The 25,797-nt window shown below is 73.6% G+C and carries 23 protein-coding genes; 6 read left to right on the top strand and 17 right to left on the bottom strand.

Going from position 1 to position 25,797, the window contains the following annotated elements:
* Window positions 1-3: 3 nt before the first annotated feature.
* The 5 genes from ABZ484_RS08370 to infC all read right to left on the bottom strand — a co-directional run bounded on the left by ABZ484_RS08370 (window position 4) and on the right by infC (window position 3,847).
* Window positions 4-1,332 carry an ATP-binding protein gene (locus ABZ484_RS08370; RefSeq protein ID WP_358865105.1) on the bottom strand — a complete coding sequence of 443 codons (1,329 nt, stop codon included), beginning with the start codon at window positions 1,330-1,332 and terminating at the stop codon, window positions 4-6.
* A gap of 49 nt (window positions 1,333-1,381) precedes the next feature.
* Window positions 1,382-2,245: an RNA methyltransferase gene (locus tag ABZ484_RS08365; protein WP_358865104.1), complete on the bottom strand. Its 864-nt coding sequence runs from the start codon at window positions 2,243-2,245 to the stop codon at window positions 1,382-1,384.
* A 156-nt stretch (window positions 2,246-2,401) separates the two neighbouring features.
* Window positions 2,402-2,785, bottom strand: a complete 384-nt coding sequence (rplT, locus tag ABZ484_RS08360) for a 50S ribosomal protein L20 (RefSeq protein ID WP_006141703.1) — start codon at window positions 2,783-2,785, stop codon at window positions 2,402-2,404.
* A 127-nt stretch (window positions 2,786-2,912) separates the two neighbouring features.
* Complete coding sequence (gene rpmI, locus ABZ484_RS08355; RefSeq protein ID WP_007829094.1) at window positions 2,913-3,107, bottom strand: 50S ribosomal protein L35; 195 nt, start codon at window positions 3,105-3,107, stop codon at window positions 2,913-2,915.
* A gap of 110 nt (window positions 3,108-3,217) precedes the next feature.
* Entirely contained in the window at window positions 3,218-3,847 is a 630-nt protein-coding gene (gene infC, locus ABZ484_RS08350; protein ID WP_358865176.1) for a translation initiation factor IF-3, read from the bottom strand.
* A gap of 366 nt (window positions 3,848-4,213) precedes the next feature.
* Here infC and ABZ484_RS08345 point away from each other — a divergent pair, with 366 nt between their 5' ends.
* Complete coding sequence (locus tag ABZ484_RS08345; protein WP_030182949.1) at window positions 4,214-4,570, top strand: DUF1844 domain-containing protein; 357 nt, start codon at window positions 4,214-4,216, stop codon at window positions 4,568-4,570.
* 100 nt (window positions 4,571-4,670) lie between these two features.
* Here the strand turns inward: ABZ484_RS08345 and ABZ484_RS08340 are convergent, their stop codons facing one another.
* Complete coding sequence (locus ABZ484_RS08340) at window positions 4,671-5,408, bottom strand: SseB family protein (RefSeq protein ID WP_358865103.1); 738 nt, start codon at window positions 5,406-5,408, stop codon at window positions 4,671-4,673.
* A 128-nt stretch (window positions 5,409-5,536) separates the two neighbouring features.
* Between ABZ484_RS08340 and ABZ484_RS08335 the strand changes: the two genes are divergently transcribed.
* Window positions 5,537-6,541 (top strand): serine hydrolase, encoded by a 1,005-nt coding sequence (locus ABZ484_RS08335; protein ID WP_358865102.1) that lies wholly within the window; start codon window positions 5,537-5,539, stop codon window positions 6,539-6,541.
* A 33-nt stretch (window positions 6,542-6,574) separates the two neighbouring features.
* On the opposite strand, the gene mycP is transcribed toward ABZ484_RS08335, so the two are convergent.
* Both mycP and ABZ484_RS08325 read right to left on the bottom strand, forming a co-directional pair.
* Window positions 6,575-7,777 carry a type VII secretion-associated serine protease mycosin gene (mycP, locus tag ABZ484_RS08330; RefSeq protein ID WP_358865101.1) on the bottom strand — a complete coding sequence of 401 codons (1,203 nt, stop codon included), beginning with the start codon at window positions 7,775-7,777 and terminating at the stop codon, window positions 6,575-6,577.
* Window positions 7,774-9,612 (bottom strand): hypothetical protein, encoded by a 1,839-nt coding sequence (locus ABZ484_RS08325; protein WP_358865100.1) that lies wholly within the window; start codon window positions 9,610-9,612, stop codon window positions 7,774-7,776. The genes mycP and ABZ484_RS08325 overlap by 4 nt, the downstream gene beginning before the upstream one ends.
* 655 nt (window positions 9,613-10,267) lie before the next feature.
* Between ABZ484_RS08325 and ABZ484_RS08320 the strand changes: the two genes are divergently transcribed.
* A complete protein-coding gene (locus tag ABZ484_RS08320; protein ID WP_358865099.1) occupies window positions 10,268-11,470 on the top strand; it encodes an amino acid deaminase/aldolase in 1,203 nt (400 codons plus the stop codon).
* A gap of 30 nt (window positions 11,471-11,500) precedes the next feature.
* Here the strand turns inward: ABZ484_RS08320 and ABZ484_RS08315 are convergent, their stop codons facing one another.
* From ABZ484_RS08315 to ABZ484_RS08300, 4 genes are read right to left on the bottom strand one after another with little or no spacing between them, the layout of a single operon-like run.
* Window positions 11,501-12,454 carry a DUF2510 domain-containing protein gene (locus ABZ484_RS08315; RefSeq protein ID WP_358865175.1) on the bottom strand — a complete coding sequence of 318 codons (954 nt, stop codon included), beginning with the start codon at window positions 12,452-12,454 and terminating at the stop codon, window positions 11,501-11,503.
* 54 nt (window positions 12,455-12,508) lie between these two features.
* On the bottom strand, window positions 12,509-13,309 hold the full coding sequence (locus tag ABZ484_RS08310) for a 3-oxoacyl-ACP reductase (RefSeq protein ID WP_358865098.1): 801 nt from the start codon (window positions 13,307-13,309) through the stop codon (window positions 12,509-12,511).
* Window positions 13,306-14,679, bottom strand: a complete 1,374-nt coding sequence (locus ABZ484_RS08305) for an aldehyde dehydrogenase family protein (protein WP_358865097.1) — start codon at window positions 14,677-14,679, stop codon at window positions 13,306-13,308. Before ABZ484_RS08305 ends, ABZ484_RS08310 begins: the two co-directional genes overlap by 4 nt.
* A gap of 7 nt (window positions 14,680-14,686) precedes the next feature.
* Window positions 14,687-16,051: a glutamine synthetase family protein gene (locus ABZ484_RS08300; protein ID WP_358865096.1), complete on the bottom strand. Its 1,365-nt coding sequence runs from the start codon at window positions 16,049-16,051 to the stop codon at window positions 14,687-14,689.
* An 88-nt stretch (window positions 16,052-16,139) separates the two neighbouring features.
* Here ABZ484_RS08300 and ABZ484_RS08295 point away from each other — a divergent pair, with 88 nt between their 5' ends.
* Window positions 16,140-16,877, top strand: a complete 738-nt coding sequence (locus ABZ484_RS08295; RefSeq protein ID WP_358865095.1) for an FCD domain-containing protein — start codon at window positions 16,140-16,142, stop codon at window positions 16,875-16,877.
* A gap of 69 nt (window positions 16,878-16,946) precedes the next feature.
* Window positions 16,947-17,642, top strand: a complete 696-nt coding sequence (locus ABZ484_RS08290) for a gamma-glutamyl-gamma-aminobutyrate hydrolase family protein (protein WP_358865094.1) — start codon at window positions 16,947-16,949, stop codon at window positions 17,640-17,642.
* An 823-nt stretch (window positions 17,643-18,465) separates the two neighbouring features.
* Here the strand turns inward: ABZ484_RS08290 and ABZ484_RS08285 are convergent.
* On the bottom strand, window positions 18,466-19,404 hold the full coding sequence (locus ABZ484_RS08285) for a LysR family transcriptional regulator (RefSeq protein ID WP_358865093.1): 939 nt from the start codon (window positions 19,402-19,404) through the stop codon (window positions 18,466-18,468).
* A gap of 119 nt (window positions 19,405-19,523) precedes the next feature.
* On the opposite strand from ABZ484_RS08285, the gene ABZ484_RS08280 reads away from it, so the two are divergent.
* A complete protein-coding gene (locus ABZ484_RS08280) occupies window positions 19,524-20,792 on the top strand; it encodes a TDT family transporter (RefSeq protein WP_358865174.1) in 1,269 nt (422 codons plus the stop codon).
* Here the strand turns inward: ABZ484_RS08280 and ABZ484_RS08275 are convergent.
* The 4 genes from ABZ484_RS08275 to ABZ484_RS08260 form a co-directional block, all read right to left on the bottom strand.
* Window positions 20,704-21,432, bottom strand: a complete 729-nt coding sequence (locus ABZ484_RS08275) for a helical backbone metal receptor (RefSeq protein WP_358865092.1) — start codon at window positions 21,430-21,432, stop codon at window positions 20,704-20,706. The genes ABZ484_RS08280 and ABZ484_RS08275 overlap by 89 nt on opposite strands.
* Window positions 21,429-22,004 carry an XRE family transcriptional regulator gene (locus tag ABZ484_RS08270; protein ID WP_358865091.1) on the bottom strand — a complete coding sequence of 192 codons (576 nt, stop codon included), beginning with the start codon at window positions 22,002-22,004 and terminating at the stop codon, window positions 21,429-21,431. The genes ABZ484_RS08275 and ABZ484_RS08270 overlap by 4 nt, the downstream gene beginning before the upstream one ends.
* Window positions 22,005-22,440: 436 nt before the next feature.
* The gene (locus tag ABZ484_RS08265; protein ID WP_358865090.1) at window positions 22,441-25,059 is read right to left on the bottom strand and encodes an ABC transporter permease/substrate binding protein; all 2,619 of its coding nucleotides are present in this window, start codon (window positions 25,057-25,059) and stop codon (window positions 22,441-22,443) included.
* The coding region (locus ABZ484_RS08260; protein ID WP_358865089.1) for an ATP-binding cassette domain-containing protein at window positions 25,052-25,797 on the bottom strand (746 nt) is incomplete at its 5' end. The genes ABZ484_RS08260 and ABZ484_RS08265, both read right to left, overlap by 8 nt.

The raw sequence follows: 25,797 nt of genomic DNA, 5'->3' as shown, positions 1-25,797 counted from the left end.
GGGTCAGAGCAGGTGTGCCGGGGTGCCCACGGGCAGGGTAAATCGGAACCGGGCGCCGCCGCCTGCGGCGCGGCCGACCGTGATCGTTCCGCCGTGGGCCTCGACGATGCCCTTGACGATGTAGAGCCCGAGGCCGGTGCCGCCGCGCTTGCTGCCCCGCCAGAAGCGGGTGAAGACGCGGTTCATGGACTCCTCCGGGATGCCGGGCCCCTCGTCGCTCACCGTGACCGACGTGGCCGTGTTCTCGATGTTATCGGTGTTCTCGGCGTTCTCCGTGTGCCGGGGGTCGTCCCCGTCGCGGGGGGACGACGCCGCTGTGATGTCAATGGTGACGGTTCCCTCGCCGTGCCGCACGGCATTTTCGATGAGATTGCTCAGCACCTGGTCGATCTTGTCGGGGTCGGCCCACAGTTCGGGCAGCGGCTGCTCCGTGCGGACCAGGAAGCGGTCGGCGGGCTGGCCGGCGGCAACGTAGGCCTGGACGTGCCGGCCGACCGCGGCTTTCATGTCGACGAGCTGGCGGCGCACCTCCAGTCGGCCGGAGTCGATGCGCGAGATGTCGAGCAGCTCGGCGATGAGCCGGGTGACACGGTCGGCGTCGGCGTCGACGGTCTCCAGCATCAGCCGCTTCTGGTCGTCGGTGAACCTCTCCCACTTGGCGAGCAGGGTGGCGGTGAAGCCCTTGACGGAGGTCAGCGGGGAGCGCAGCTCGTGCGCCACGGTGGCGATGAGCTCGGCGTGGCTGCGCTCGGTGCGGCGGCGGGCCTCGGTGTCCCGCAGCGAGACGACGACGCGGCGGACGGGGCCCGTGGGGCGGTCGCGGACGTACCGGGCCGAGACCAGGACCTCCCGGCCCCCGTGCAGCAGGAGGTTGCGCTCGGGCTGGCCCACGCGGATGGCGAGGCCGCCGTAGGGGTCGGTCAGCTGCCACCACCGGCGCCCTTCCAGGTCCTCCAGGGGCAGGGCCTTCTCCAGGCGCTGTCCGAGGGCTTCCTCGGCGGGGACGGCGGTGATGCGGGCGGCGGCGGCGTTGAAGCAGATCACCCGTCCGTGTGCGTCGGCGACGACCAGACCGTCGGGCAGGTCGTCGGGGTCGATGCCGAGTCGGGTGGGATCGCCGGTGCCGGGACCGGGTCCGGTGGGATCGCCGGTGCCGGGAACGGGTCCAGTGGGATCGCCGGTGCCGGGAACGGGTCCAGTGGGATCGCCGGTGCCGGGAACGGGTCCAGTGGGATCGCCGGTGCCGAGTCCGCCGGGATCACCGGCGCTCCGGGGCGCGGGCGGCCGGCGCGTCTCACGCCCGCCCGGTGCGCCGCTGGTGCCGACACTCATCCCCGTACCCCACCCTTCCCGCCTGTGGGCCCCCGAGCTGGTCAGCCTACTAGTTGTGCGTGACGGAGCGGCATCCTCCGGAGGCGCGCTGTGCACGGGCCGAGGCGTAGAGACATACGGCGGCGGCGGTCGCCAGGTTCAGGCTCTCGGCCTTTCCGTGGATCGGGACGCGGACGACGGCGTCGGCCAGGGCCCGGGTCTCCTCCGGCAGGCCCCAGGCCTCGTTGCCGAACACCCAGGCGGTGGGCCCGCCCATGGTGCCCTTGTCGAGCTCGTCGTCGAGGTCCTGCTCGCCCGCGCCGTCGGCGGCGACGATGCGCACCCCGGCGGCCTTCAGGCCCGCGACCGCCTGCTCGACGGGGACGCCCACGGCGACCGGCAGATGGAACAGCGAGCCGACGGAGGCGCGCACGGCCTTGGGGTTGTAGAGGTCCACGGAGGCGTCGGTGAGGACCACCGCGTCGGCTCCGGCGGCGTCGGCGCAGCGCAGCACGGTGCCCGCGTTGCCGGGGTCGCGTACGTGTGCGAGGACGGCGACGAGGCGGGGGCGGGTGGAGAGGACCTCGTCGAACGGCGTGTCGAGGAACCGGCAGATCCCGACGAGACCCTGCGGGGTGACGGTGGTGGAGATGTCCTCGATGACGTCCTCGGAGGCGAGGTGGACCCGGGCGCCCGCCCCGCGGGCCTCGCCCACGATGTCGGCGTACCGCTCCGCGGCCTCGAGGGTGGCGAACAGCTCGACGAGCGTCGCCGTCCCGTCCGCTCCCCGGTGCCCGGCCGCCTCTCGCACGGCCTGCGGCCCCTCCGCGAGGAACAGCCGGTCCTTGCCCCGGAAGTTCCGCCTGGCCAGCCGCCGGGCAGCGCTGACGCGGGCCGATCGGGGCGAAATGAGCTCGGGAGTAGCTGACGGCATCCTCTTCACCTCAGAAAACCTCTGTCCGCCGCGGCGGCGATCAACCACGACGGCGGAGTCCGGCGGTGCCGACTCGGCAGAACCGCACAACAAACGGACCCGCAGGCACAAAGCCCACGGGTCCGTACGTCACGTCGGCCTAAGGCCAGCGCGGCGTCACGCCGCCTTCGGCGCGTTGACGTCGCTCGGCAGGGCCTTCTGAGCGACCTCGACGAGCGCGGCGAACGCGTTCGCGTCGTTCACGGCCAGCTCGGCCAGGATCTTGCGGTCCACCTCGACGTTGGCGGCCTTCAGACCCTGGATGAAGCGGTTGTAGGTGATGCCGTTGGCGCGAGCGGCGGCGTTGATGCGCTGGATCCACAGCTGGCGGAAGTCACCCTTGCGCTTCTTGCGGTCGTTGTAGTTGTAGACCAGCGAGTGGGTGACCTGCTCCTTGGCCTTGCGGTACAGACGCGAGCGCTGACCGCGGTAGCCGGAGGCCTGCTCGAGGATCGCCCGGCGCTTCTTGTGGGCGTTGACTGCCCGCTTGACGCGTGCCACTTGATTAACTCCTTGTAGCGGGGTCGTGGTTGTCCTCACACGACCCGGAAACGAATGGGTCCCGGTCCCGACGTACGGCGCGGAGGGTCAGCTGTGCGCGGGGCTCAGCCGATCGGGCGCCGCCGCGTCACTTGCCGAGAAGCTTCTTGATCTTCTTGGCGTCGCCCGGGGCCATTTCGGCGTTGCCGGTGAGGCGACGCGTCAGACGGGACGACTTGTGCTCGAGCAGGTGGCGCTTGCCGGCGCGCTCACGGAGCACCTTGCCGGAGCCGGTGACCTTGAAGCGCTTGCTGGCACCGCTGTGCGACTTGTTCTTCGGCATAGCGCCGTTCTCTCCTCGTCGGTGGCGCTCCGGTGCCCGGTCACGAAAACCGGGCACGGTGGAGCGTCGCTCTCTGTTTTTGGTTACATCCAGGGACGCGTGTCCCGGGATCACGCCTCGGCAGGCTCCTCGGACGGCGCCTCCTGCGGGGAGGCCGCCGCGCCACGACCCTGACGCTCGGCCTTGCGGGCCTCCTGCGCCTGGCGGGCCTCGGCCATCGCCTCGGTCTTCTTCTTGTGCGGACCGAGAACCATGATCATGTTCCGGCCGTCCTGCTTCGGGTTCGACTCCACGAAACCGAGGTCCTGGACGTCCTCCGCGAGCCGCTGCAGCAGCCGGTAGCCCAGCTCGGGCCGGGACTGCTCGCGACCACGGAACATGATCGTGATCTTGACCTTGTCGCCCTGCTTGAGGAACCGGACGACATGACCCTTCTTGGTGTCGTAGTCGTGCGGGTCGATCTTCGGCCGGAGCTTCATCTCCTTGATGACCGTGTGCGCCTGGTTCTTGCGCGCCTCACGGGCCTTCATGGCCGACTCGTACTTGAACTTCCCGTAGTCCATGAGCTTGCACACGGGCGGACGGGCGTTCGCCGCGACCTCGACCAGGTCCAGGTCGTACTCCTGCGCAAGCTCCAGTGCCTTCGCGAGCGGCACGATGCCGACCTGCTCGCCACTGGGACCGACAAGTCGCACCTCGGGAACGCGAATCCGGTCGTTGATGCGGGGCTCGGCGCTGATGGATCCTCCTCGGTAGCACCACGCGACGGTCTGGCGGACAGCCGCGTACGTCTGTGTTCGTAAGACCTAACCGCGCCGAAGCGACAAAAATGCCCCGGACGATCACAGGCGGGGCTCCAAGCACAACCGGAGCACCGCCGCGATGGTCGCGGGGCGCGCTTCGGGCGACTCCATCGTCCGTACGGAACGATGGTGGCCGCCTGACCGGGTGACCCGCCGTCCCGGAGGACGGTCAGGTGGGAGATCGGAGCCTCCACTTGTGGGCCGAGCACGTGCGTGTCCGGCCGGTCGCACACCAGATTAGCAGGATCGCTTGACAAGGACTAATCGAGAAACCGTAATCCGGAACCGCATATCGTGTGGGGCATGAGTGAGACCCCTCCTGAGACCCCCGACTTCGACGCGATGACCCGGGACATCGCCGAGGTCCCCGCCGTCGAGGTGATCGTGACGGTCGCCGTCAACCTGATGAGCGCCGCCGCCGTGAAGCTCGGTCTGACCGAGGAGGGCGACAAGTACAAGGACCTGGACGAGGCCCGCAAGCTGATCACCGCGCTCGCCGGTCTGCTGGACGCGAGCACGACCGAGATCAGCTCCTTCCACGCGGCGCCGCTGCGCGACGGCCTGAAGTCGCTCCAGCTGGCCTTCCGCGAAGCCTCGGTCGTCCCGGACGAGCCGGGCCAGGGCCCGGGCGAGAAGTACACCGGGCCGGTCTACGGCTGATCCGCTTCCGAGCCGGTCCAGGACCGCCCCGCTTCCGGGCCGGTCCACGGCCGACCCCCTTCCGGCCCGCCCCGCCGCCCGGCGCGGCGGGCCGCTCCCTTCACTCCTTCACGTACAGGGGCTCGCCCGGTGGCGTCGTCCCGGCCGGCAGCAGCGCCAGGTCGAGACCGCGCACCAGGCGGGCCCTCAGCGTGTCGCTGGCGGCCAGCCGCTCGGCGACGGCGCGGGCGGCCTCGGCCGGGGCCGCGGCGGCGTCCGGGTCGAGCACCAGGGCGAGGGTGCCGTCGGCCTGTCCGGGGCCGAGATGGGCGCGGAGCACGGCCGGCTCGGCGGCCACCGCCTCCCGTACGGCCGCCACCACCGCCGGGTCGGCGAGCGGGTCGGCCGTGGTGCGGCCCTCGGCGAGCGCGAGCAGCGCGGGCCCGGTCAGCTCGAACGGCACCGGCCCGGCCAGGTCCAGCACCACCGTGTCCGCCTTCTCGTGCGCGGCGGCCTGAAGGGCCTGGTGCAGGGGTACGGCGACGGGGCGGGCCGCCGGGTCCCAGCGGGCCAGGGAGTCGGTGGAGGTGAAGGCGGGCAGGGCCGTGCGCCCGCCGGCCTTCAGGGTCGGCACGGCCATGTCGCTGGTCTTCTCGCGGCGCAGCCCCCGCTCGTCCTCCTCCACCTCGCCGAGGACGGCCACGACGGGGACGAGCAGCCGGGCGCCCTCGAGCGCCTCCAGGACGGGTCCCACGGCGGTGCGGTCCTCGGCCCAGGCGGCGAGCGCCGCGCTCAGCCGGGGGTCGGCGGAGCCGTCGTCGTCGGAGAAGCCGGGGTCGGGAATGTTCTTGTTCGCCACGGTCACGACCCTATCCGGGGCGGTGCACGGTCCGGTCCGGGACCCTTCACGGATTTCTCAGGGTCCGCTGACCCGTGTCTCACGCCGGTCTCACGGCGCGCACAGTCACCGCCAGAAGCATCCCGGTCATGGAGTTTCCGTCCGCCGGCGGCCGCCGGCGCCGCCCTGTCCGTCGCGCGCGCCCGTCCCGGCGCCGGCCGCTGCTCTGCGCCGCCCTGGTCTGTGTCACCGTCGTGGGCGGCACGGCGGCGGGCACCGCGTATGTGAGGGCCGGGGACTCCGCCGGGCCGGGCGCCGTAGGGTCGGCGGCGCCGGCGTCCGCGTCGGCATCCGCGTCGGCGTCCGCGTCGGCGTCGGCGTCGGCGAGCGGGAGGGCATCGGTGGAGAGCGCGACGGATCAGGCCGCGGACCGTACGGCGCTGCTGGCCGAGGCGATGAAGCCGGTGGCGCCGGCGGACGGTGCGACGGTGTCGGTGGCGGTGCTCGACCTCGGCTCCGGGCAGAGCGCCGGCTACGGCGACGGCACCTTCGACACGGCGAGCATCGTCAAGGTCGACATCCTGGCGGCCCTGCTGCTCCAGGCGCAGGACGCGGGACGGCGGCTGACCGCCCAGGAGAAGACGTACGCCACCGCGATGATCGAGGACAGCGACAACGACTCCGCCTCGGCGCTGTGGCGGGCCGTCGGTGAGGCGGACGGCCTGGACGCGGCCAACCGCCGCTTCGGGCTGGCGGACACCTCCGGCGGCGACGGCGCGCTGTGGGGGCTGACGCGGACCACGGCCGCCGACCAGCTCGCCCTGCTCCAGCAGGTGTTCGGCGACGACTCGGACTCCGCACTGAGCGCCGCCTCGCGCACGTACCTCCAGGGACTGATGGGGCGGATCGCCGAGGACCAGCGCTGGGGGGTGTCGGCGGCGGCGGACGGTTCCGCGTGGGCCCTGAAGAACGGCTGGCTGCCGCGCAGCACGACCGGGCTCTGGGTCGTCAACAGCATCGGCCGGGTGACGTCCGGCGGCGACGACTACCTGGTGGCCGCCCTGTCCCAGGGCAACGCCACGAAGGAGAAGGGCATCGCGCTGGTGGAGGGTGCGGCGCGGGCGGCGGTGTCGGTGTTCGCGGACGGAACCTGATTCCGCCGGCGGGGACTTTCGCGCCAGGTCGTCTCAGGGCCGGTAGCCGGCCGCGCCGTCGCCCGCGTCGTCTTCGCGGCGGGCGCGCCACAGGACGACCGCGACGACCAGCAGCACTCCCCCGACGCTGCCGGCGAGGGGCCCGGCCCAGCCGGAGGCGGTGTCGTCCGACTCGGCTGTGTCGGGGCCGGGACCGAAGTACCTCTCGCCGTACGCCGCCGCGTGCAGGCCGCCCTCCGGTTCGAGGCGGTCCGCTGCCTTCAGGGCGGCGACGGGGTCGACCATGCCGAAGCCGCGGGAGTCGTCACGGCCGCCGACGGGGGCGTTGCGGGCCGTGTCCTCCAGGAGCCTCTTGATCTGCGCGGGCGTCAGGCGGGGGTGGGCGGCCTTGATCAGGGCGGCGGCGCCGGAGACGAACGCGGAGGCCGCGCTCGTGCCCCAGCCCTCGTAGTACCGGTGGTCCGGGTCGGCGATGACGATGTCGACGCCGGGCGCGCTGACCGCGGCGTACCAGCGGCGGGTGGAGAAGTCGGCGCGGGTGCCGTAGCGGTCGACGGCGGTCGCGGCGATCACGCCCGGGTAGGCGGCCGGGTAGGAGATGTGGTCGCCCTTGTCGCCGCCGTTGCCGGCCGAGGCGACGACGACGGTGCCCTTGCTCAGCGCGTACTGCACGGCCTCGTCCTCGGCCGGCTCGGGGTGCGCGGAGTCGGAGTCGTCGCCGAGGGAGAGGTTGATGACGTCGGCGCCGTGGTCGGCGGCCCAGCGGATGCCGTCGGCGAGGGCGCTGCCCCGGGTGGTGCGGGCCTTGGCGCGGGCGGAGTCGCCGTCCTCCAGGATCACCCGGACGGGCAGGATCTTCGCCTCGGGGGCGATGCCCATGACGCCGTCGGCGTCGCCGGGACCGTGGCCGTGTCCGGCGATGATGCCGGCCATGGCGGTGCCGTGACGGGCCCAGGTACGGTCGCCGGGCCGGGCGCCGAAGCCGATGAAGTCCTTGGTGGGCAGGACGTTGCCGACGAGGTCGGGGTGGTCGCTCTCGACTCCGGTGTCCAGGACGGCGACGGTGACGCCCTTGCCCTTGGTGACCCGCCAGGCCTGCTGGGTGTGCATGGCGTCCAGTGCCCACTGCTGGGCGCGGATGCCGTCGGCGTGCGCGGCGGTGGCCGGGACGAGGGCGAGGGAGGCGGCCAGGAGGGCGCTCAGCGCGCCGCTCCTTCGGGTGATGACGGCTCTCACGAGGGTTTCTCCGTGTCCGTGGCCGAATCGACGTTTTTGCGCAGGGCGCGTTCGATGCGGTCGGCCAGGCCCTGGGCCTCGTTGCCCAGGCCGGCCTGGGCGGCGGCCGTGGTGGCGCCGGAGCGCATCGCGTCGGCGGCGGGCTGCGGGGAGTCGACGGTGCGGCCGTCGGCCCAGCCGGAGACGGCGTAGACGACCACGGGGGCCTCGGTCAGCACGGAGACGGTCCAGGACGCGCGCTGTTTGTCGCCGAAGGCGGCGGCAACGGTGTCCTTGGCGGCGTAGGGGCGGGGCATGAGGTCGGCGCGCCGGGCGAGGCCCTCGTTCGTGAACCGGGCGGCGAGGGACTTCATGGCGGGTGCGTCGGCCTTGGTGAACAGCAGCCCGACGGTGGTGACGTAGGTCTGGGTGGCGTCGGTGTAGGTGGCGCGGAGCAGGCGGGCGCAGCCGGCGGGGGCCAGGGCCTTGCGCAGCAGCGGGTCGAAGGCGTTCGCGCAGCCGCTGTCGGGTGCCACGGCGACGCGGGTCCAGGTGCGGTCGGCCCCGCCGGGACCGGCGCCGCGGCCCTCCACCGTGGGCGGGAACAGCTGGTCGACGGGGATGCTGTGCCACAGGCCTCCGGCCGTGGCGAACGCACCGGCCGCGCCGCCCTCCCCGGAGTCCCCGGTGAGCCAGCTCCCGGTGACGGCACCGCCGATGAGCCCGAGCCCGAGCACGAGGCACGCCGCCGCCACGGCGGTGCGCGCCCGCACCCGCCCGCCGAGCGCATGCCCGCGCCCGCGCTCGTCGTAGCCCTCGGGCTCCCCGAGCCGCACCTGGGCCCGCGCCGCGCCGGGCACGGCGGCGGGCCCCGCGAAGGCGCTCCACGACAGGGCGGGGTCGGGCGCCACGCGCGGGCCCGGCGGCACAGCGGCGGAGCGCACGGCAGCCGCCGGGGCCGCCGGTACCGCGACGCCGGGCGCCGGGGTGAGGCCGCGGTCCGGGGAGCCGGCGGGCGGGCCGCCGGTGACGAACGCGTCCGTGCCCGGGACGGCGGAGTCCCGTCGGAGGTCGCCGCCGGACGGCGCGGGCGGCGGCCCGGCTGCCGCGCCCGGCCGGCGGGCGGAGAGGGGGCGCAGACGCGCGGTCGTCTCCGACGGGGTCTCGGCGGGTACGGCGGTCCGCGGCGCGGCCGGCGACGGTCGGTGTCCGGGCGGCGACGGCACGGCACCGGGCACGTCCGGGTCCGGTGCCGTGCGCCCGGAGGCCGGCACCGCGCCGGGGCGGGCCCGGTCCTCACCGTCACCGGCGGCGAACGGTCCAGCGGCGGACGGTCCGGCGGCGGACGGTCCGGCGGCGGACGGGGTACGCGGCGCGCCCGGGAAGCCGTCCGGGGTCGGCTCCGAGCCGCGCGGCGGGCCGGTGAGACCGGCCCGAGCGCCGGCCTCGCCCGCGGCGGACTCCCGCCACCCACCCGAGCGGGGCCCGGCCGGACGGCCGATCCGTGGCGGCGCGTCGGGGAAACGGGCGGACGCGGCGGGCGGAGGCGGTGTCGTCGGGGCCGTGTCGCGCCGGGCCGGAGGCCCGAACGCCTGGAAGCGGGATCGGGCGTCCGCGGCGCGGGCGTCCCCGCCGACGCCGCCGGTGCGCGGAGGCGTGAGCCCGGAACCGGATACGGCGTCCTCGGGCACGCCCGGCCGGTGCCACGCGGCGCCCTGCCCCGCCGCACGCGGCTCACCACCCCGGCCCGCCGCCTCGACACCCGGCGAGACACCGGACACCGCCGAACCACCACCCCCGCCTACCACCGTCTCGTGCGCCGCCGAAGACGGGCGCGGGAAGTCGGAACCGGGCACGTCGGCCCGGTTCCACGCGGCGCCCTGCCCCGCCGGACGCGGCTCACCACCCCGGCCCACCGCCTCGACACCCGGCGACACACCGGACACCGCCGAACCGCCACCCCCGCCTACCACCGTCTCGTGCGCCGCCGAAGACGGGCGCGGGAAGTCGGAGCCGGATACGGCGTCCTCCGGCGCGCCCGCGCCCTGTCCGGTGCCGGTGCCGGTGCCGTCCGTCGCGCTCGTCGGCCGACCGCGTGGCCCCTCGGGCGGGCTCGCCGGGACGGCGGGGCGCGGTTCGCCGGGGGGTTGCGGGGCGCCGTCGGGAGGGGCGGACGGGCGTGGGGGTTTCGGGGGGCGCGGGGGGATCGGGGCGTGGCGCGCTTCCGTGCTCATGCACCCCCCGTTTCCTCGTGCCCGGGCCGTTCTCCCCGGCGCGGTCTTCCAAGTGGCCCCGCCCGGCGGCGACTCGTCGTCACCGGGCACGCATACCCGTACGAGCGAAGTGCCATCCCGGCTCAAGGGCGCGGCCGGGAGCGTTCCGCCGTTCCGGCGTACGTGCGCGTCACTCTACGGGCTGATCCCAGGGGGACGGGAACCAGTCCGCGGCCCCGGGGCATCTGCCCGGAACGTCCCCCTACCCTGCGGTAATCCTGTCTGGCAGGCTTCGTTCATGACCGCGCGCGCCGCCGACCGGGCCCGTTACGACCGGGCCACCGCCCACCTCGACGCCCCCGTCGCGATCGTCGACCTGGACGCCTTCGACGCCAACGCCGACGACCTCGTCCGCCGCGCCGCCGGCAAGCCCGTGCGGGTGGCCAGCAAGTCCGTGCGCTGCCGGACGCTGCTCGAACGCGTCCTCGCCAGGGACGGCTTCGCGGGCGTGATGTCGTTCACCCTCGCCGAGTCGCTGTGGCTGGCCCGCTCCGGGTTCGAGGACGTGCTGCTCGCCTATCCGTCCGCCGACCGGGCCGGCTTCGCCGAACTGGCCGCCGATCCCAAGCTCGCCGCCGCCGTCACGGTGATGATCGACGACCCGGCGCAGCTCGACCTCGTCGACGCCTCACGCGAGGGCGGACGCGAAGTCGTCCGGGTGTGCCTGGAGTTGGACACCTCGCTGAAGCTGCTCGGCGGACGGATCCGCGTCGGCGCGCGCCGCTCGCCGCTGCACTCCCCCGCCCAGGTCGCCGAGATGGCCCGTACGGTGGCCCGGCGGCCGGGGTTCCGGCTCGTGGGGATCATGGCGTACGAGGGTCATGTCGCGGGCGTCGGTGACGCGGTGGCCGGACGGCCGCTGCGCTCGCGCGCGATCCGGCTGATGCAGGCGGCCGCGCGCCGGGAACTGGCGGAGCGGCGGGCCGCGGTGGTGCGGGCGGTCCGGGCCGTGGCGCCGGAGCTGGAGTTCGTCAACGGCGGCGGCACGGGCAGTGTCCAGCACACCGCGGCGGAGGAGGCCGTCACCGAGATCGCCGCGGGCTCGGGGCTGTACGTCCCCCGCCTGTTCGACAACTACACGTCCTTCCGCGGCCGTCCGGCGGCGCTCTTCGCCCAGCCGGTCGTACGGCGCCCCGGGGTGGGGGTCGTCACGGTGCTCGGCGGCGGCTACCCGGCCTCGGGAGCGGCCGGCGCCGACCGGCTGCCGGTGCCGTATCTGCCGGAGGGACTGCGCTACGACCCCCAGGAGGGCCCCGGCGAGGTGCAGACCCCGCTGCTCGGCTCGCCCGCCGACGACCTGCTGATCGGCGACAAGGTGTGGTTCCGGCACGCCAAGGCGGGGGAGCTGTGCGAGCGGTTCGACACGCTGCACCTGGTCGAGGGCGACCGGGTCACGGCGACCGTGCCGACGTACCGGGGCGAGGGCCTCACGTTCCTGTGAGCGCCCCCGCCGGGCAGCCGGCCCTGCGGTTCAGCCCGCCGGGCCGATGCTGCTGCCGACGCCCCCGCCCGTGCCGGCGTCGCCGAGGGGCCGTATGCCCTTCCTGATCCTGTCGATGTCGGACAGGGGCGGCCCGTCCGGTCCCGCGTCGAAGACGAAGCGGACGACGACCGGCGCCTCGCTGCCCACGCTGGACGGGAAGGCCAGCGACTCGACATAGCCTCCGGGGCCCTGGGCGGTCCTGACCCGCCAGCGGACGAAGTACCCGGCGCGGCCCGCGACGGCGAGCTGACCGGAGGCGACGGCCCGGTGGGAGGTGATGCCCCCGTACAGGTGCTGCCCGGCCGCGTTCTCGTCGTACGCCAGGTCGGCCGCTTTCTCGATGTCCTGCTCCGCCAGGGCCTTGGGCGAGGTCCCATCGGTCGCGGTCCCCGTCAGTGTCAGGACCAGGCCGTGCCGGCACAGGCCGGTGCCGGCCGGGCAGTCGTAGGTGCCGTGCGTGGTCATGACGACCTTGTTGTCCGCGACGTACTGCGGCTTCTCCCAGCCGTCGGGCACCGGCAGTGTGATGCCGTTGAGCTGGTCGACGACGACGGACGGGTCACCGGTGGCGGTCGCGGACGGAGAAGCGGACGACGCCGACGGGGAGGTCGCGGCGGTGGACGGGCCGGCCGCCGTGGCGGAGGCGTCCGAGGGCGCCGTCCGCGCGCCGGTGCCGCCGCCGTCGTCGCGGCCGAGCACGACCGCTCCCGTGACGACGGCGGCGACCAGGACGGCCCCGGCGGTGGTCAGGGCCACCGCCTTGGCCCGGCTGGAGCCCCCGCCGGCGGGCGGCTGGGACGGCGTCGGCGGCTGGAGTGGCGTCGGCGGCTGGGGCTGGGGTGCCTCGGGGGCGCGCCGGTGGTCGGTCCAGGCCGTTCCGTCCCACCAGCGCTCCAGATGCGGGGCCGACGGATCGCGGTACCAGCCGGGCGGGGGTGTCATGCTCACCCCCGGAACTGTAGGAGGACCCGCCCTCGCCCGGCCACAGGGGCCTGCCTACAGCGGAGTGACGTACGCCCCCGCGATGCCCCCGTCCACCAGGAAGTCGGTGGCGTTGACGAAGGAGGAGTCGTCGCTGGCGAGGAAGGCGACGGCGGCGGCGATCTCCTCGGCCCGGGCGAACCGTCCGAGGGGGATGTGCACGAGCCGGCGGGCGGCCCGCTCCGGGTCCTTCGCGAACAGCTCCTGGAGGAGCGGGGTGTCGACCGGTCCGGGGCACAGCGCGTTGACCCTGATGCCCTCCCGTGCGAACTGGACGCCCAGTTCCCGGGACATGGCCAGCACGCCGCCCTTGGAGGCGGTGTACGAGATCTGCGAGGTGGCCGCGCCCATCCGGGCCACGAACGAGGCGGTGTTGATGATGGAGCCCCGGCGCTGGCGCCGCATGTACGGCAGGGCGGCCTTGCAGCACAGGTACACGGAGGTGAGGTTGACCTCCTGGACCCGTTTCCAGGCCTCCAGTCCCGTCTCCAGGATCGAGTCGTCGTCGGGCGGCGAGATGCCGGCGTTGTTGAAGGCGACGTCGACGCTGCCGTAGGTGTCGTACGCCGCCTGGAAGAGCGCCTCGACCTGGTCGGAGTCGGTGACGTCGACCTTGACGAAGAGCCCTCCGGTGTCCTCCGCGGCGGCCTTGCCGCGGGCCTCGTCGACGTCGGCGCAGACGACGTGCGCGCCCTCGGAGGCGAGCCGGCGCGCGGAGGCGAGGCCGATGCCGCTGCCGGCTCCGGTGACGACGGCGGTGCGGCCGGCCAGGCGGCGGCAGACGACGGCCTCGGTGTCGGGAATGGTTGCGCTCACTGTGCGGGACCCTCCGTGCTGATGAAGACGTTCTTGGCCTCGGTGAAGGCGGTCAGCGCGTCCGGGCCGAGTTCGCGGCCCACGCCGGACTGCTTGAAGCCGCCGAACGGGGTCCAGTAGCGGACGCTGGAGTGCGAGTTGACGGACAGGTTGCCGGCCCGCACCGCCTGGGAGACGCGCAGGGCGCGGCCGACGTCCCGGGTCCAGATGGAGCCGGAGAGGCCGTACGGGGTGTCGTTGGCCAGGCGGATCGCGTCCTGTTCGTCGGCGAAGGGCAGCAGGACGGCGACCGGGCCGAAGATCTCCTCGCGGGCCGCTTCCGAGTCGTGCCGCTCCCCGGTGAGGACGGTCGGCGGGAACCAGAAGCCCGGCCCGTCGGGTGCGCTGCCGCGCAGGGCGGAAGCGTCCTCGGGGACGTAGGACCGTACGCGGTCGACCTGCTGACGGGAGATCAGCGGCCCCATCCGGGTCCGCTCGTCGGCCGGGTCGCCCACCACCACGGCGGCCAGCGCCTTCGCGAGAAGCTCGCGGACCTCGTCGTACACCGGCTCCTGGACCAGGATCCTGGTGCGGGCGCAGCAGTCCTGGCCGGAGTTGTCGAGGAAGGAGAACGGGTCGACGGCGGCCCTCAGGTCGGCGTCGGCGAAGACGACGTTGGGGCTCTTGCCGCCGAGTTCGAGGGTGACCGGCTTGGTGTGCCGGGCGCAGCGCTCCATGACCTCGCGGCCGGTGCGGGTGGAGCCGGTGAAGACGATCTTCGCCACGTCGGGGTGGTCGACGAGGGCGCGTCCGGCGGTGTGGCCGTGGCCGGGCAGGACCTGGAAGATGTGCTCGGGCAGGCCTGCCTCGAGGGCCAGTTCGGCCAGCCGGAGCGCGGTGAGCGGGGTGGCCTCGGCGGGCTTGAGGACGACCGCGTTGCCGGCGGCGAGGGCCGGGAAGGAGCCCCAGCCGGCGATGGGCATCGGGAAGTTCCAGGGTGCGATGACGCCGACGACCCCGAGGGGTTCGAGGAAGGTGACGTCCCAGCCGCCGGGGACCGGGATCTGCCGGCCGAGGAGGCGTTCGGCGCCGCCGGCCGCGTACAGCAGCAGGTCGCGGGCGTTGCCGGCCTCCCAGCGGGCGTTGCCGAGCAGGTGCCCGGCCTCGCGGACCTCGAGTCGGGCCAGCTCCTCGAGGTGGGTGTCGACGACGTCGGCGAAGCGGCGCAGCAGCCGGGCCCGGTCGGCGGGTGCGGTGGTGGACCAGGCGCGCTGGGCGGCGACGGCCCGTTCGACGGCGCGGTGGACGTCGCCCGCGTCGGCGGCGGGGACGGTGGCGACCACCTCTTCGGTGGCCGGGTTCAGCACCTGGAGTGCGTGCGGGTCGGACAAGAAGGCCTCACATGCGTTCGAAGGAGCGGCGCAGCTCCCAGTCGGTGACGGCGGCGTCGAAGGCGTCCAGTTCGACGCGGGCCATGTTGCGGTAGTGCGCGACCACCTCGTCCCCGAAGGCCGCCTTGGCGAGGGGGCTGTTCTCCCACAGCTCGGCGGCCTCGCGCAGGGTGGTGGGGACGTGCTCGTAGTCGGCGGTGTAGGCGTTGCCGGGGCACGGGTCGGGCAGGGGCAGCTTCTGCTCCAGGCCGTGCAGGCCCGCCGCCACCAGTGCGGCGACGGCCAGGTGCGGGTTGACGTCGCCGCCGGGCAGGCGGTTCTCGAAGCGCAGGGAGCGGCCGTGGCCGACGACGCGGAGGGCGCAGGTGCGGTTGTCGTGCCCCCAGGCGACGGCGGTCGGCGCGAACGAGCCCGGCTGGAACCGCTTGTAGGAGTTGATGTTCGGGGCGTAGAGGAGGGAGAAGTCGCGCAGCGCGGCGAGCTGTCCGGCGAGGAAGTGCCGCATGAGGTCGGACATGCCGTCCCCGCCGCGTGCCGCCATGGCGTTGGCGCCGTCGGCGTCGGCGAGGGAGAGGTGGATGTGGCAGGAGTTGCCCTCCCGCTCGTTGTACTTGGCCATGAAGGTGATCGAGACGCCCTGCTGGGCGGCGATCTCCTTGGCGCCGGTCTTGTAGATCGCGTGCTGGTCGCAGGTGACGAGGGCCTCGTCGTAGCGGAAGGCGATCTCGTGCTGGCCGGGGTTGCACTCGCCCTTGGCGGACTCGACGGTGAGGCCGGCGCCGGCCATGTCGTTGCGCAGGCGGCGCAGCAGGGGCTCGATCCTGCCGGTGCCGAGGATGGAGTAGTCGACGTTGTACTGGTTGGCCGGGGTGAGCCCGCGGTAGCCGGCGTCCCAGGCCTGCTCGTAGGTGTCCTTGAAGACGATGAACTCCAGCTCGGTGCCGACCTGGGCGGTCAGGCCGTGCTCGGCGAGGCGGTCCAGCTGGCGGCGCAGGATCTGGCGGGGCGCGGCGGCGACCGGTGAGCCGTCGTTCCAGGCGAGGTCGGCGACGACCAGGGCGGTGCCCGGGTGCCAGGGGACGCGGCGCAGCGTGGACAGGTCCGGGCGCATGGCGAAGTCGCCGTAGCCGCGGTCCCAGGAGGACATGGCGTAGCCGTCGACGGTGTTCATGTCGGTGTCGACGGCGAGGAGGTAGTTGCAGCCCTCGGTGCCGTGGTGGAGGACCTCGTCGAGGAAGAACCGGGCGGCGAACCGCTTGCCCTGGAGCCGCCCCTGCATGTCGGGGAAGGCGAGGACCACCGTGTCGATCTCCCCGCATCCGACCAGGGCGTGCAGTTCCTCCACGGCGAGCGGGGGTGTGCGGTCTGCCACGGGCGAGCCTCCTTAAGGCTTCATCGACCGGCGCCGGGAGCCATAAGGTATTGCTGGGAACCATTGCCTGGGAAGGGGGCGCGACCGGATGGCGCGGGACACGGGCGCGAAAGGGCCGGGCGACCGGCTCACGGCGGTGCTGCGGCCGGTGCGGGCGGGCAACGGTTTCGAGGAGGCCCTGGAGCAGGTGCTCCAGGTGGTGCGGCTGGGCCTGGTGCCGGCCGGCGGGCGGCTGCCCGCGGAGCGGGAGCTGGCGGAGCGGCTGGGGATCAGCCGGGTGACGCTGCGCGAGGTGCTGAAGGTGCTCCAGGACCAGGGGCTGGTCCAGGCGCGGCGCGGGCGCTACGGCGGCACGTTCGTGCTGCCCCGTACGGACGCGGGCGGCGGCGACGAACTGCGGCGCCGGGTCGCCGATGTCGACATCGAGGACGTGCTGCGCTTCCGCGAGGTGCTGGAGGTCGGCGCGGCGGGGCTGTGCGCGGCGCAGGGGCTGGCCGGGGAGCGGGCACGGCGGCTGCGCGAGGCGCTGGAGCGCACGTACGACGCGCCGCTGGCGGACTACCGGCGGCTGGACACGCTGCTGCACCTGACGCTCGCCGAACTGTGCGGCTCGCCGAGCCTGGCCGCGCAGTACGCGGCGGTCCGGGCCACGGTGAACGACCTGCTGGACTGCATACCCCTGCTGGTGCGCAACCTCGAGCACTCGCAGCGCCAGCACATCGCGCTGGTGGAGGCGGTGCTGGAGGGGGACGCGGACGGGGCGCGGGAGATCACGCGCGAGCACTGCGCGGGCACGGCGGCGCTGCTGCGGGGCTTTCTGGCGTGACACAGGCGTCCGCAAAGGTATGGGCGCACACCTTTGCGGAGCACACCCCTACGGGTATGGGAGGACCGTATGACCGCAGGACGACCGCTGATCGGCATCAGCACCTATCTGGAGGCCGGTGCGCGCTGGGGTGTGTGGGAGCTGGACGCGGCGCTGCTGCCGGCCGGCTATCCACGGCTGGTGCAGCGGGCGGGCGGCCTCGCCGCGATGCTGCCGCCGGACGTGCCTGAGCGGGCGGCGTCGGCCGTGGCCCGGCTGGACGGGCTGGTGATCGCGGGCGGCCCGGACGTCGAGCCGGTGCGCTACGGCGCCGAGCCGGACCCCCGTACCGGACCGCCCGCCCGCGCCCGGGACGCCTGGGAACTCGCCCTGATCGAGGCCGCCCTGAGCGCGCGGGTGCCGCTGCTCGGCATCTGCCGGGGCATGCAGCTGCTGAACGTCGCCCTCGGCGGCACCCTGGTCCAGCACCTGGACGGGCACGCCGAGGTCGTCGGCGTCTTCGGCGGCCACCGGGTCACACCGGTCCCCGGCACCCGCTACGCCGCGGCCGTCCCGGAGGAGACGACCGTCCCGACCTACCACCACCAGGCCGTCGACCGCCTCGGCAAGGGCCTGATCGCCTCGGCCCACGCCCCGGACGGCACCGTCGAGGCCATCGAACCGCCGCCCACCGGCCACTGGGTGCTCGGCGTCCAGTGGCACCCGGAGATGGGCGAGGACCTCCGCGTGATGCACCACCTGATCACCGCGGCCACCGCTTCGTGAGACACGCGCCGACCGCGAGCGGACCCACCGCGCGAGCTGCGCCGACCAGCATCCGCCCGCACCGGTGGCCGATGCTCCCGCCCCGTTCGGCCGTCCGCCGCCTCAACGAGGGCCCCTCGCCTCGGTCCCCGCGCCGGACGGCAGCGTCGAGGCGCCCGCGCCGACCCACGTGCGGCGCGCGGCGGCCGGGCCCCTGAGGTGCCCACGCCCGAGCGCCCCGGTGCGCGAGTCACCCCGCGCCGGGGTCGCCCTTGCGCGAGTGCCCGAGCGCTGGGTGCTTCCTGCTCGAGTCACCCCGCACCCGAGCAGCCCCGTGCACGAGTCACCCCGCGCCGGAGTCGCCCCTGCGCGAGTCCCCGAACGCGGGCTGCCCCAGCGCAGTCCTCCGGGCGCGAGACACCCCGCACCCGAGCAGCCCCGTGCACGAGTCACCCCGCGCCGGAGTCGCCCTCACGCGAGTGCCCGAACGCGGGCTGCCCCAGCGCAGTCCTCCGGGCGCCAGTCACCCCGCACCCGAGCAGCCCCGTGCACGAGTCACCCCGCGCCGGAGTCGCCCTCACGCGAGTGCCCGAACGCGGGTTGCCCGAGCGCAGTGCTTCGGGCGCGAGTCACCCCGCGCCGGAGTCGCCCTCACGCGAGTGCCCGAACGCGGGTTGCCCGAGCGCAGTGCTTCGGGCGCGAGTCACGCCGTACCCGAGCGGCCCGTGCGCGAGTCACCCCATGCCGGAGTCGCCCGAGCCCGGGTGCCCGAGCGCGGGTTGCCCGAGCGCGGGTTGCCCGAGCGTGGGTTGCCCGGGTGCTGGGTGCTTCGTGGCCCGTCCGCTCAGCTGGTTTCCGAGCGGGTCAGGGAGAGGAGGTCGCGGGCCGGGCCCGCCGGGCGGTGGCCGGTGGGCCAGACGGCGCGCAGGTCGCGGCGCAGGGCCATGCCTTCCACCGGGATGGTCACCAGGCGCCGCAAGGAGAGTTCGTCGCCCACCGCCAGTTCGCTCAGGACCGCCGGTCCCGCCCCGCTCACCGCCGAGGCCTTCACCGCCGTCGTGGAGGACAGTTCGATCAGCGGGCGCGCCAGACCGCCCAGCGCCGCGTCCAGTACCTGCCGTGTCCCGGAGCCCGTCTCCCGAAGGATCAGCGGGGTCGAGGCGAGTTCCGCCGCGTCCAGCGGGCGCCGGCGGCGGGCCCAGGGGTGCGCCGGGGCGGTCACCACGATCAGCCGGTCGTGGGCGATGACCACCGAGTCCAGTCCGGCCGGCACCGTCAGTCCCTCCACGAAGCCGAGGTCCGCCTCGCCCGCCAGCAGCCGCTCGGCGACCATCGCCGAGTTCCCGGCGAGCAGCGAGACGGCCGTGTCCGGCCGGTGCGTCCGCAGCGCGATCAGCCAGCCGGGCAGCAGATACTCCGCGATCGTCATGCTCGCCGCCACCCGCAGGCGCGAGTCCCGCCGGTCCCGCAGGGCCTGGGTGCCCGCGTCGAAGGCCTCCGCCGCCTCCACGACCCGCCGCGCCCAGTCCGTCACCAGTGCGCCCGCGTCCGTCAGCCGTGAGCCGCGCGGCGAGCGGTCCACCAGCGCCAGCCCCAGCTGCCGCTCCATGGAGCGGATCCGGCTGCTCGCCGCCGGCTGGGTGATGCCCAGCTCCCGGGCCGCGCCGCCCAGGCTGCCCAGCCGGGCCACGGCCAGCAGCAGCTCCAGGGCGCCCAGATCCGGAACCCGGTGGGCCAGCGACACGGCCACGGACGGCCGCCCGTCTCCGTTCCCTGCGTTCACGCCCGCGTTCCTCATAAACCCAGCTTATGCCCCGATAGCGACAAACCCCCTGGTGGGGGCCCCGGACCTGCGAAAACCTCAACGCCATGGTCACCGCAGCCCATTCCCTGTCGTATTCCCTGTCGCGCCGATCGTCGACTGCCCGATCGTCGACTGCCCGGTCATCGTCCGTCCGGTCGCCGTCCCTCCGGTCACCGTCCCCTCGGCCGTCGTCCCCCCGGTCATCGTCCCTCCGGCCGTCCGTCCCGGCCGCGCCCCGGCCCCGTGTCCCCGCGCTCCGCCATCTCGGCCCCCACTGGTACGGCTCGGTCATGGGCACCGCCGCCGTCGGCACCGCGGGTGCCGCGCTGCCCGTCCACATACCGGGCCTGCGCACCGCGTGCACCGCCGTCTGGGCTCTGTCCCTGGTGCTGTTGGCGGTCCTGCTGACGGCCCGCGTGCTGCACTGGCGGCACCACCGCGACCAGGCCCGCGCCCATGTCCTGGACGCGACGGCGGCCCCGTTCTACGGCTGTCTGTCCATGGCGCTGCTGGCCGTCGGCGGCGGTGCGCAGTCCGCCGGCCGGGACTGGACCGGCACCCGCGCCGCGCTCGCCGTGGACACCGCGCTGTTCACGGCGGGGACCGTCGTCGGGCTCGCGGCCGCCGTGGCGGTGCCGTACCTCATGGTCGTGCACCATCGGATCGAGCCGCACCAGGCGACGCCGGTGTGGCTGCTGCCGGTCGTCGCGCCGATGGTGTCCGCCGCACTCGGCCCCGCCCTCGTGCGCCACCTGCCGGCCGGCCAGGCGCGAGAGACCCTGCTCCTGACGTGCGTGGCGATGTTCGGACTGAGTCTCTTGGCCACGCTCGCCCTGCTGCCGCTGATCCTCGGCCGGCTGATCGTCGCGGGACCGCTGCCGCTCGCGCTCACCCCGACGCTGTTCCTGGTCCTGGGCCCGCTCGGGCAGTCCACCACCGCCGTCGGCGCGTTCGCCGACACGGCCCGGGGCGTCGTACCGGCGCCCTACGACACCGGCTTCGCGGTGTTCGCGCTGCTCTACGGCGTTCCGGTGATGGGCTTCGCCGTGCTGTGGTTCGCCTTCGCCGCCGCGCAGGTGGTGCGGGCCGGCCGGCGGGGCATGGGCTTCGCGATGACCTGGTGGTCCTTCACCTTCCCGGTCGGCACCTGCGTGACCGGCGCCTCGGCTCTCGCCCGGCACACGCACCTCGCCGTGTACGACGCCCTCGCGGTCGCCCTGTACGCGGTCCTCGTCACCGCCTGGGCCGCCGCGGCCGTGCACACCGCCCGCGGACTGGTCAGCGGCTCGCTGCTCGCAGCGCCCGCGCCAGCACCCGAGGAGCCTCGGTCAGCGAGGGCCCGTACCACGTCAGGTGCCGCCCGCTGACCAGCGCGCACGGCACCCCGGGAAAGGCCTCCGGCCCGTCGTCGGCGGTGAAGCGGTACGGCTCGTCGGGCAGGACGACGACGTCCGGGGCCGCCGCCCGCAGTTCCTGAAGCGGGATGCGCGGGTAGCGCTCGGCGTGGTGGGCGTACAACTGGTCGACGCCGAGGCGGGCGAGGACGTCACCGGCGAAGGTGTCCCGGCCCAGTACCATCCACGGCCGGCGCCAGACCGGCACGATCGCGGTCGTACGGCGCTCGGCGCCGTCGTGCACCGGCGGCGCGGACCAGGCGGTCTCCGCCTCGTCCAGCCATCGCGGCCGGCCCGCCGCCCCGCAGGCCGTCAGGACCCGTGCCAGTTCCCGGAAGCCCTGCGGCACGTTACGCACCTCGGTCACCAGCACCTCGAGACCGGCCGCGCGCAGGGCCTCGAGGTCGGGTGCGCGGTTCTCCTCCTCGTTGGCGATCACCAGGTCGGGGGCGAGGGAGACGATCCGGTCGACGTCGGGGTTCTTGGTGCCGCCGACGCGGACCACGTGCAGGTCCGCCGGACGGACGCACCACCGGGTGGCGCCGATCAGCACGCCGGGCAGCGTCGCGGCGACCGCCTCGGTCAGCGAGGGCACCAGGGAGACGACCCTCACCGTGTCCGGTCCTGCACCGCCTCGATGTGCTCCGCCACCGCGACCACGATCACCCGGGTGTCGGGCACGGTCGCCCGCCAGCGGTGGCGGACCCCGCCGGTCAGGTACATGGTGTCGCCGCGCGCCAGCCGGTAGGCGCGGCCCTCCGCCTCTATCTCCACCGCGCCGTCGGCGACGTACATCAGCTCGTCGTTGCGGTGCTGGAACTCGCGGCCCGCGTCATGGTCGCCGGTGAACTCCGAGGCGTGCAGCTGATGATGGCCGCGCACCAGGGAGCGCACCCGGGGTTCGGGCTCCAGCTCGGGGACCTCGGTGACCTCGGCCCGTACGACGTCGACGCTGCACGCCGGGTCGGCCGCCGCCAGCAGTTCCACGGCGGTGGTGCGCAGGGCGTCGGCGACCTTCTCCAGGGAGCTCCTGCTGGGGCGGGCCCTGTCGTTCTCGACCTGGCTCAGGAAGGGCACCGACAGGCCGCTGCGCTCGGCCACGACGGCGAGGGTGAGGTCCAGCGCGCGGCGCCGCCGCCGTACGGCCGCGCCCACTCGAAGGGACTGCTCTTTGTGGTCGCCCATCGCTCCGGCTCCCTCCTTCGCTCGTCGTTCGGTTCGTCGTCCCGTTCGCCTTCGGCGGGCCCGGTCCGGATCCGGGTCCAGGTCCGGGCGCATTGCTCCTGATGACTTGTCTGCACCCTACGCATGTTCGGCAAACCGTTTCATGCGGCCGTCACATCCCCGTAAGACGGGAGGGCCGCGGACCTCATGGTTCGCGCCAGCGGTTCGGCCCCGCCGCGGGGCCGCCGTACGGCGCCCGGAGCGGATCGGCACCGGTGAGGTCTTCCGGGAGCCCACGGCCCCTCGAGCCCAGGGTAGGGGGATGGCTCTCCGTGGTTGTCCGGATTCCTACCGTGCACCGATCGAGGGGCGGACCCCTCCCACGGCGTCAGGACCGTGGAAGAGGCCCGCCCCTGTCAGGTGTACGACTCTCGGGCGTACGGCGCGACGGCGGCGGCTACCCGGCGGTCATCCGCTGCTCGACGTCCGGGTGCTGCTTCAGCCAGGCGTCGACCGCTTGGTCCTCGTGTCCCTGGCCGCGCTTGTTGATCTCGCTCTCCAGGCTGCCGAGCTCGTCCTCGCTCATCCTGAAGTTCTTGATCCACTGCGTGAGCCGCGGGTACCGCCCGGGGAAGTCGGCGCTGGAGATGGTGCGGATGGTGTTGCCCTCGCCGAAGAGCTTCTTGTCGTCCTTCAGCTTGGTGAGGTCGTAGCGGCTGTACGCCCAGTGCGGGGACCACAGCACGACGGCCACGGGCTGCTTCTTGGCGTACGCGCGCTTGAGCTCGGCGAGCATCGCGGGCGTGGAGCCGTCGACGACCTTGTACTCCTTGTCCAAACCGTAGCCGGGCAGGACCTTGGTCTTCAGCAGGTTCATCTCGCCGGTGCCCGGCTCGATGCCGATGATCTTCCCGCCGAAGAGGGAGGACTTGCCCTTGAGGTCCTGAAGGGACTTCACGTCCTTGACGTAGGAGGGCACCGCGATCTCCAGGGAGGTCGGCTGGTACCAGGTGCCCAGGTCCCTGAGCTTGTCCTTGCTCTTGTCCCAGTAGTTCTTCTGGGCGTACGGCAGCCAGGCGTCGAAGTTGAGGTCGATGTCCCCGCCGGCCAGGCCGGTGTAGACGGGGCCGACGTCCATCTGCTTCAGGTTCAGCCGGTAGCCGCGGCGCTCCAGGACGTGCTTCCACAGACGGGTGACGGCGATGTCCTCGTCCCACGGGAACCAGGCGACGTTCAGCGTGCGGGAGGCCTCGGCGGGCTTGCCGCCCGAGCCGCCGGGCAGCGGGGCCAGCTTGTCGACGAGACCGGGGTGGGACTTCATCCAGGTGCGCACGGCGTCCTGCTGCCGGCCCTTGCCCGCCTTGTTGATCTCGGCCTCCAGGCTGGTGAGCTGCTTCTCGTCCAGCTTGAAGTTCTTCAGCCAGGTGCCGACGACCGGGTTGTCGGCCGTGAAGCCCTTGCGGGCCAGCGTGTGCACGCCGTCGCCCTTGCCCCAGGCGCCCTTGGGGTCCTTCAGCTTCTTCAGGGAGTAGTCGTTGTACGCCCAGTGCGGCGACCAGAGCGTGACGACGATCGGTTCCTTCTTGCTGTAGGCGCGCTTGAGCTCGGCCAGCATCGCGGGCGTGGAGCTGTCGACGACCTTGTACTCCTTGTCCAGGCCGTAGTCCTTGAGGACCTTGCTCTTCAGCAGGGCCATCTCGCCGGCGCTGGACTCGATGCCGGTGATCTTCCCGCCGAACAGGGACGCCTTGCCCTTGAGGTCGTCGAGGGAGTCGACGCCCTTCATGTACGACGGCACGGACAGCTCCAGTGAGGTCGGTCCGTACCAGGAGCCGAGGTCGTCCAGCTGCTTGCCGTACTTCTTCCAGTACTGGGCGTGGGTGGTCGGCAGCCAGGAGTCGGTCTCGAAGTCGACACTGCCCTGGGCGAGCGAGGTGTACAGCGGACCGGCGTCGAACTGCCGGGCGTCCACCTGGTAGCCGCGCTGTTCGAGGATCTCCTTCCACAGGAAGGTGGAGGCGACGCCCTCGTCCCAGGGGATGTAGCCGATGGTGAGCTTCTTGCCCTTGCCGATGTCGTGGCCGTCGGCGGTGGCCGTGGAGCCGGAGCCCGAGCCGCCGAAGACGCCCATGCCGCCCGCGACCAGGCCCAGGACCACCACGCCGACGACGGCGATCTGCGGGCGCGGCCGGTAGGACCAGATCTTCAGGCCCTGGGCGGCCCGCGCCCTGGCGGCGGCGCGCCGGCCGAGGGGTGAGACCTGGGTGCCCAGGGCGCTGGTCATCCGGTCGAGGTAGATCGCGAGGATCACGATGGCCACGCCGGACTCTGAGCCGAGACCGACGTTGAGCTGGCCGATGGCCTCGTTGACGTCGCCGCCCAGGCCGCCGGTGCCGACCATGCCGGCGATCGCGGCCATGGACAGCCCGAGCATGATCACCTGGTTGACGCCGGCCATCACCGTGGGCAGGGCCAGCGGCAGCTGGACGCGCAGCAGGGTGTTGCGGGGCGTGGTGCCGAACGCCTCGGCCGCCTCGACCAGTTCCGCGTCGACCTGGCGGATGCCCAGCTCGGTCATGCGCACGCCCGGGGCGAGCGCGAAGATCAGGGTGGCGACGATGCCCGCGGAGGCGCCCGTGCCGAAGAACAGGATGGCCGGGATGAGGTAGATCATCGCGGGCAGCGTCTGCATGAAGTCCAGCACCGGCCGGACGACGGCGCTGACCCGGCTGGAGCGGGCCGCCCAGATGCCCACCGGCACCGAGATCACCAGGGCGATGATCGTGGCGACGAGCACGAGGGAGAGGGTCACCATCGCGTCCGACCACAGCTCCATCGAGTCGATGAAGGCGAAGCCCACGAAGGTGAGGACACCGGCGAACAGGCCGCGCAGCCACCAGGCGAGCACGGCGAGGATGCCGGCGAGCAGCAGCGGCTCGGGCGCCTGGAGGACGGCGTTGATGCCGTCGTAGGTGCCGGTGAAGACGGCCTTGAAGAAGTCGAAGAGCCAGGCCATGTGGTCGAGCAGCCAGTCGACCGCGGAGTTGACCCAGTCGCCGAGCGGGATCCTAGGCACGGGCCACCTCCTTCTCGCCGCCCGTTTCCCGTGGTGCGTCGCAGCTCACGGGTGCGGGGTCCGGTGCGTCGCCGAGGAAGCCGACGAGCCGCTGCCGGGGTACGACGCCGACGACGGCCCGGTGCTCGTCCAGGACGGCGACCGGGTGGGAGAGCCGGGCGCTGATCGCGCACAGCTCGGTGAACGGGGTGTCCGGCGTCGCGGTGTCGCAGGCGCAGTCCGCCTCGTCACCGCGCACGTCGCGGTCCATGACCGCCTCGGCGGTCAGCACGCGGGAACGGTCGACGTCCTGGGTGAAGGAGGCGACGTAGTCGTCGGCGGGGCGCAGCAGGATGTCCTCGGCGGTGCCGGTCTGCACGATCCGGCCGTCGCGCATGACGGCGATGCGGTCGCCCAGGCGCATGGCCTCGTTGAGGTCGTGGGTGATGAACACGATCGTCTTCTTCAGGGTGTGCTGAAGCTGGAGCAGCTGGTCCTGCATGTCGCGGCGGATCAGCGGGTCCAGCGCGCTGAAGGACTCGTCCATCAGCAGCAGGTCGGCGTCGGTGGCGAGCGCGCGGGCGAGGCCGACGCGCTGCTGCATGCCGCCGGAGAGCTCGTCCGGCCAGGACGACTCCCACCCGGCCAGGCCGCACAGGGCGAGCGCCTCGTCGGCGCGGCGTTCGCGCTCGGCGCGGGGCACGCCCTGCACTTCCAGGCCGTAGGCGGCGTTGTCCCGGACGCTGCGGTGCGGGAAGA

The sequence above is a fragment of the Streptomyces sp. NPDC006393 genome (assembly GCF_040628575.1).
In the GTDB taxonomy this organism is placed as follows: domain Bacteria; phylum Actinomycetota; class Actinomycetes; order Streptomycetales; family Streptomycetaceae; genus Streptomyces.
The sequence above is the reverse complement of the archived record's forward strand: the minus strand, read 5'-3'. Positions and strand labels throughout refer to the sequence as shown.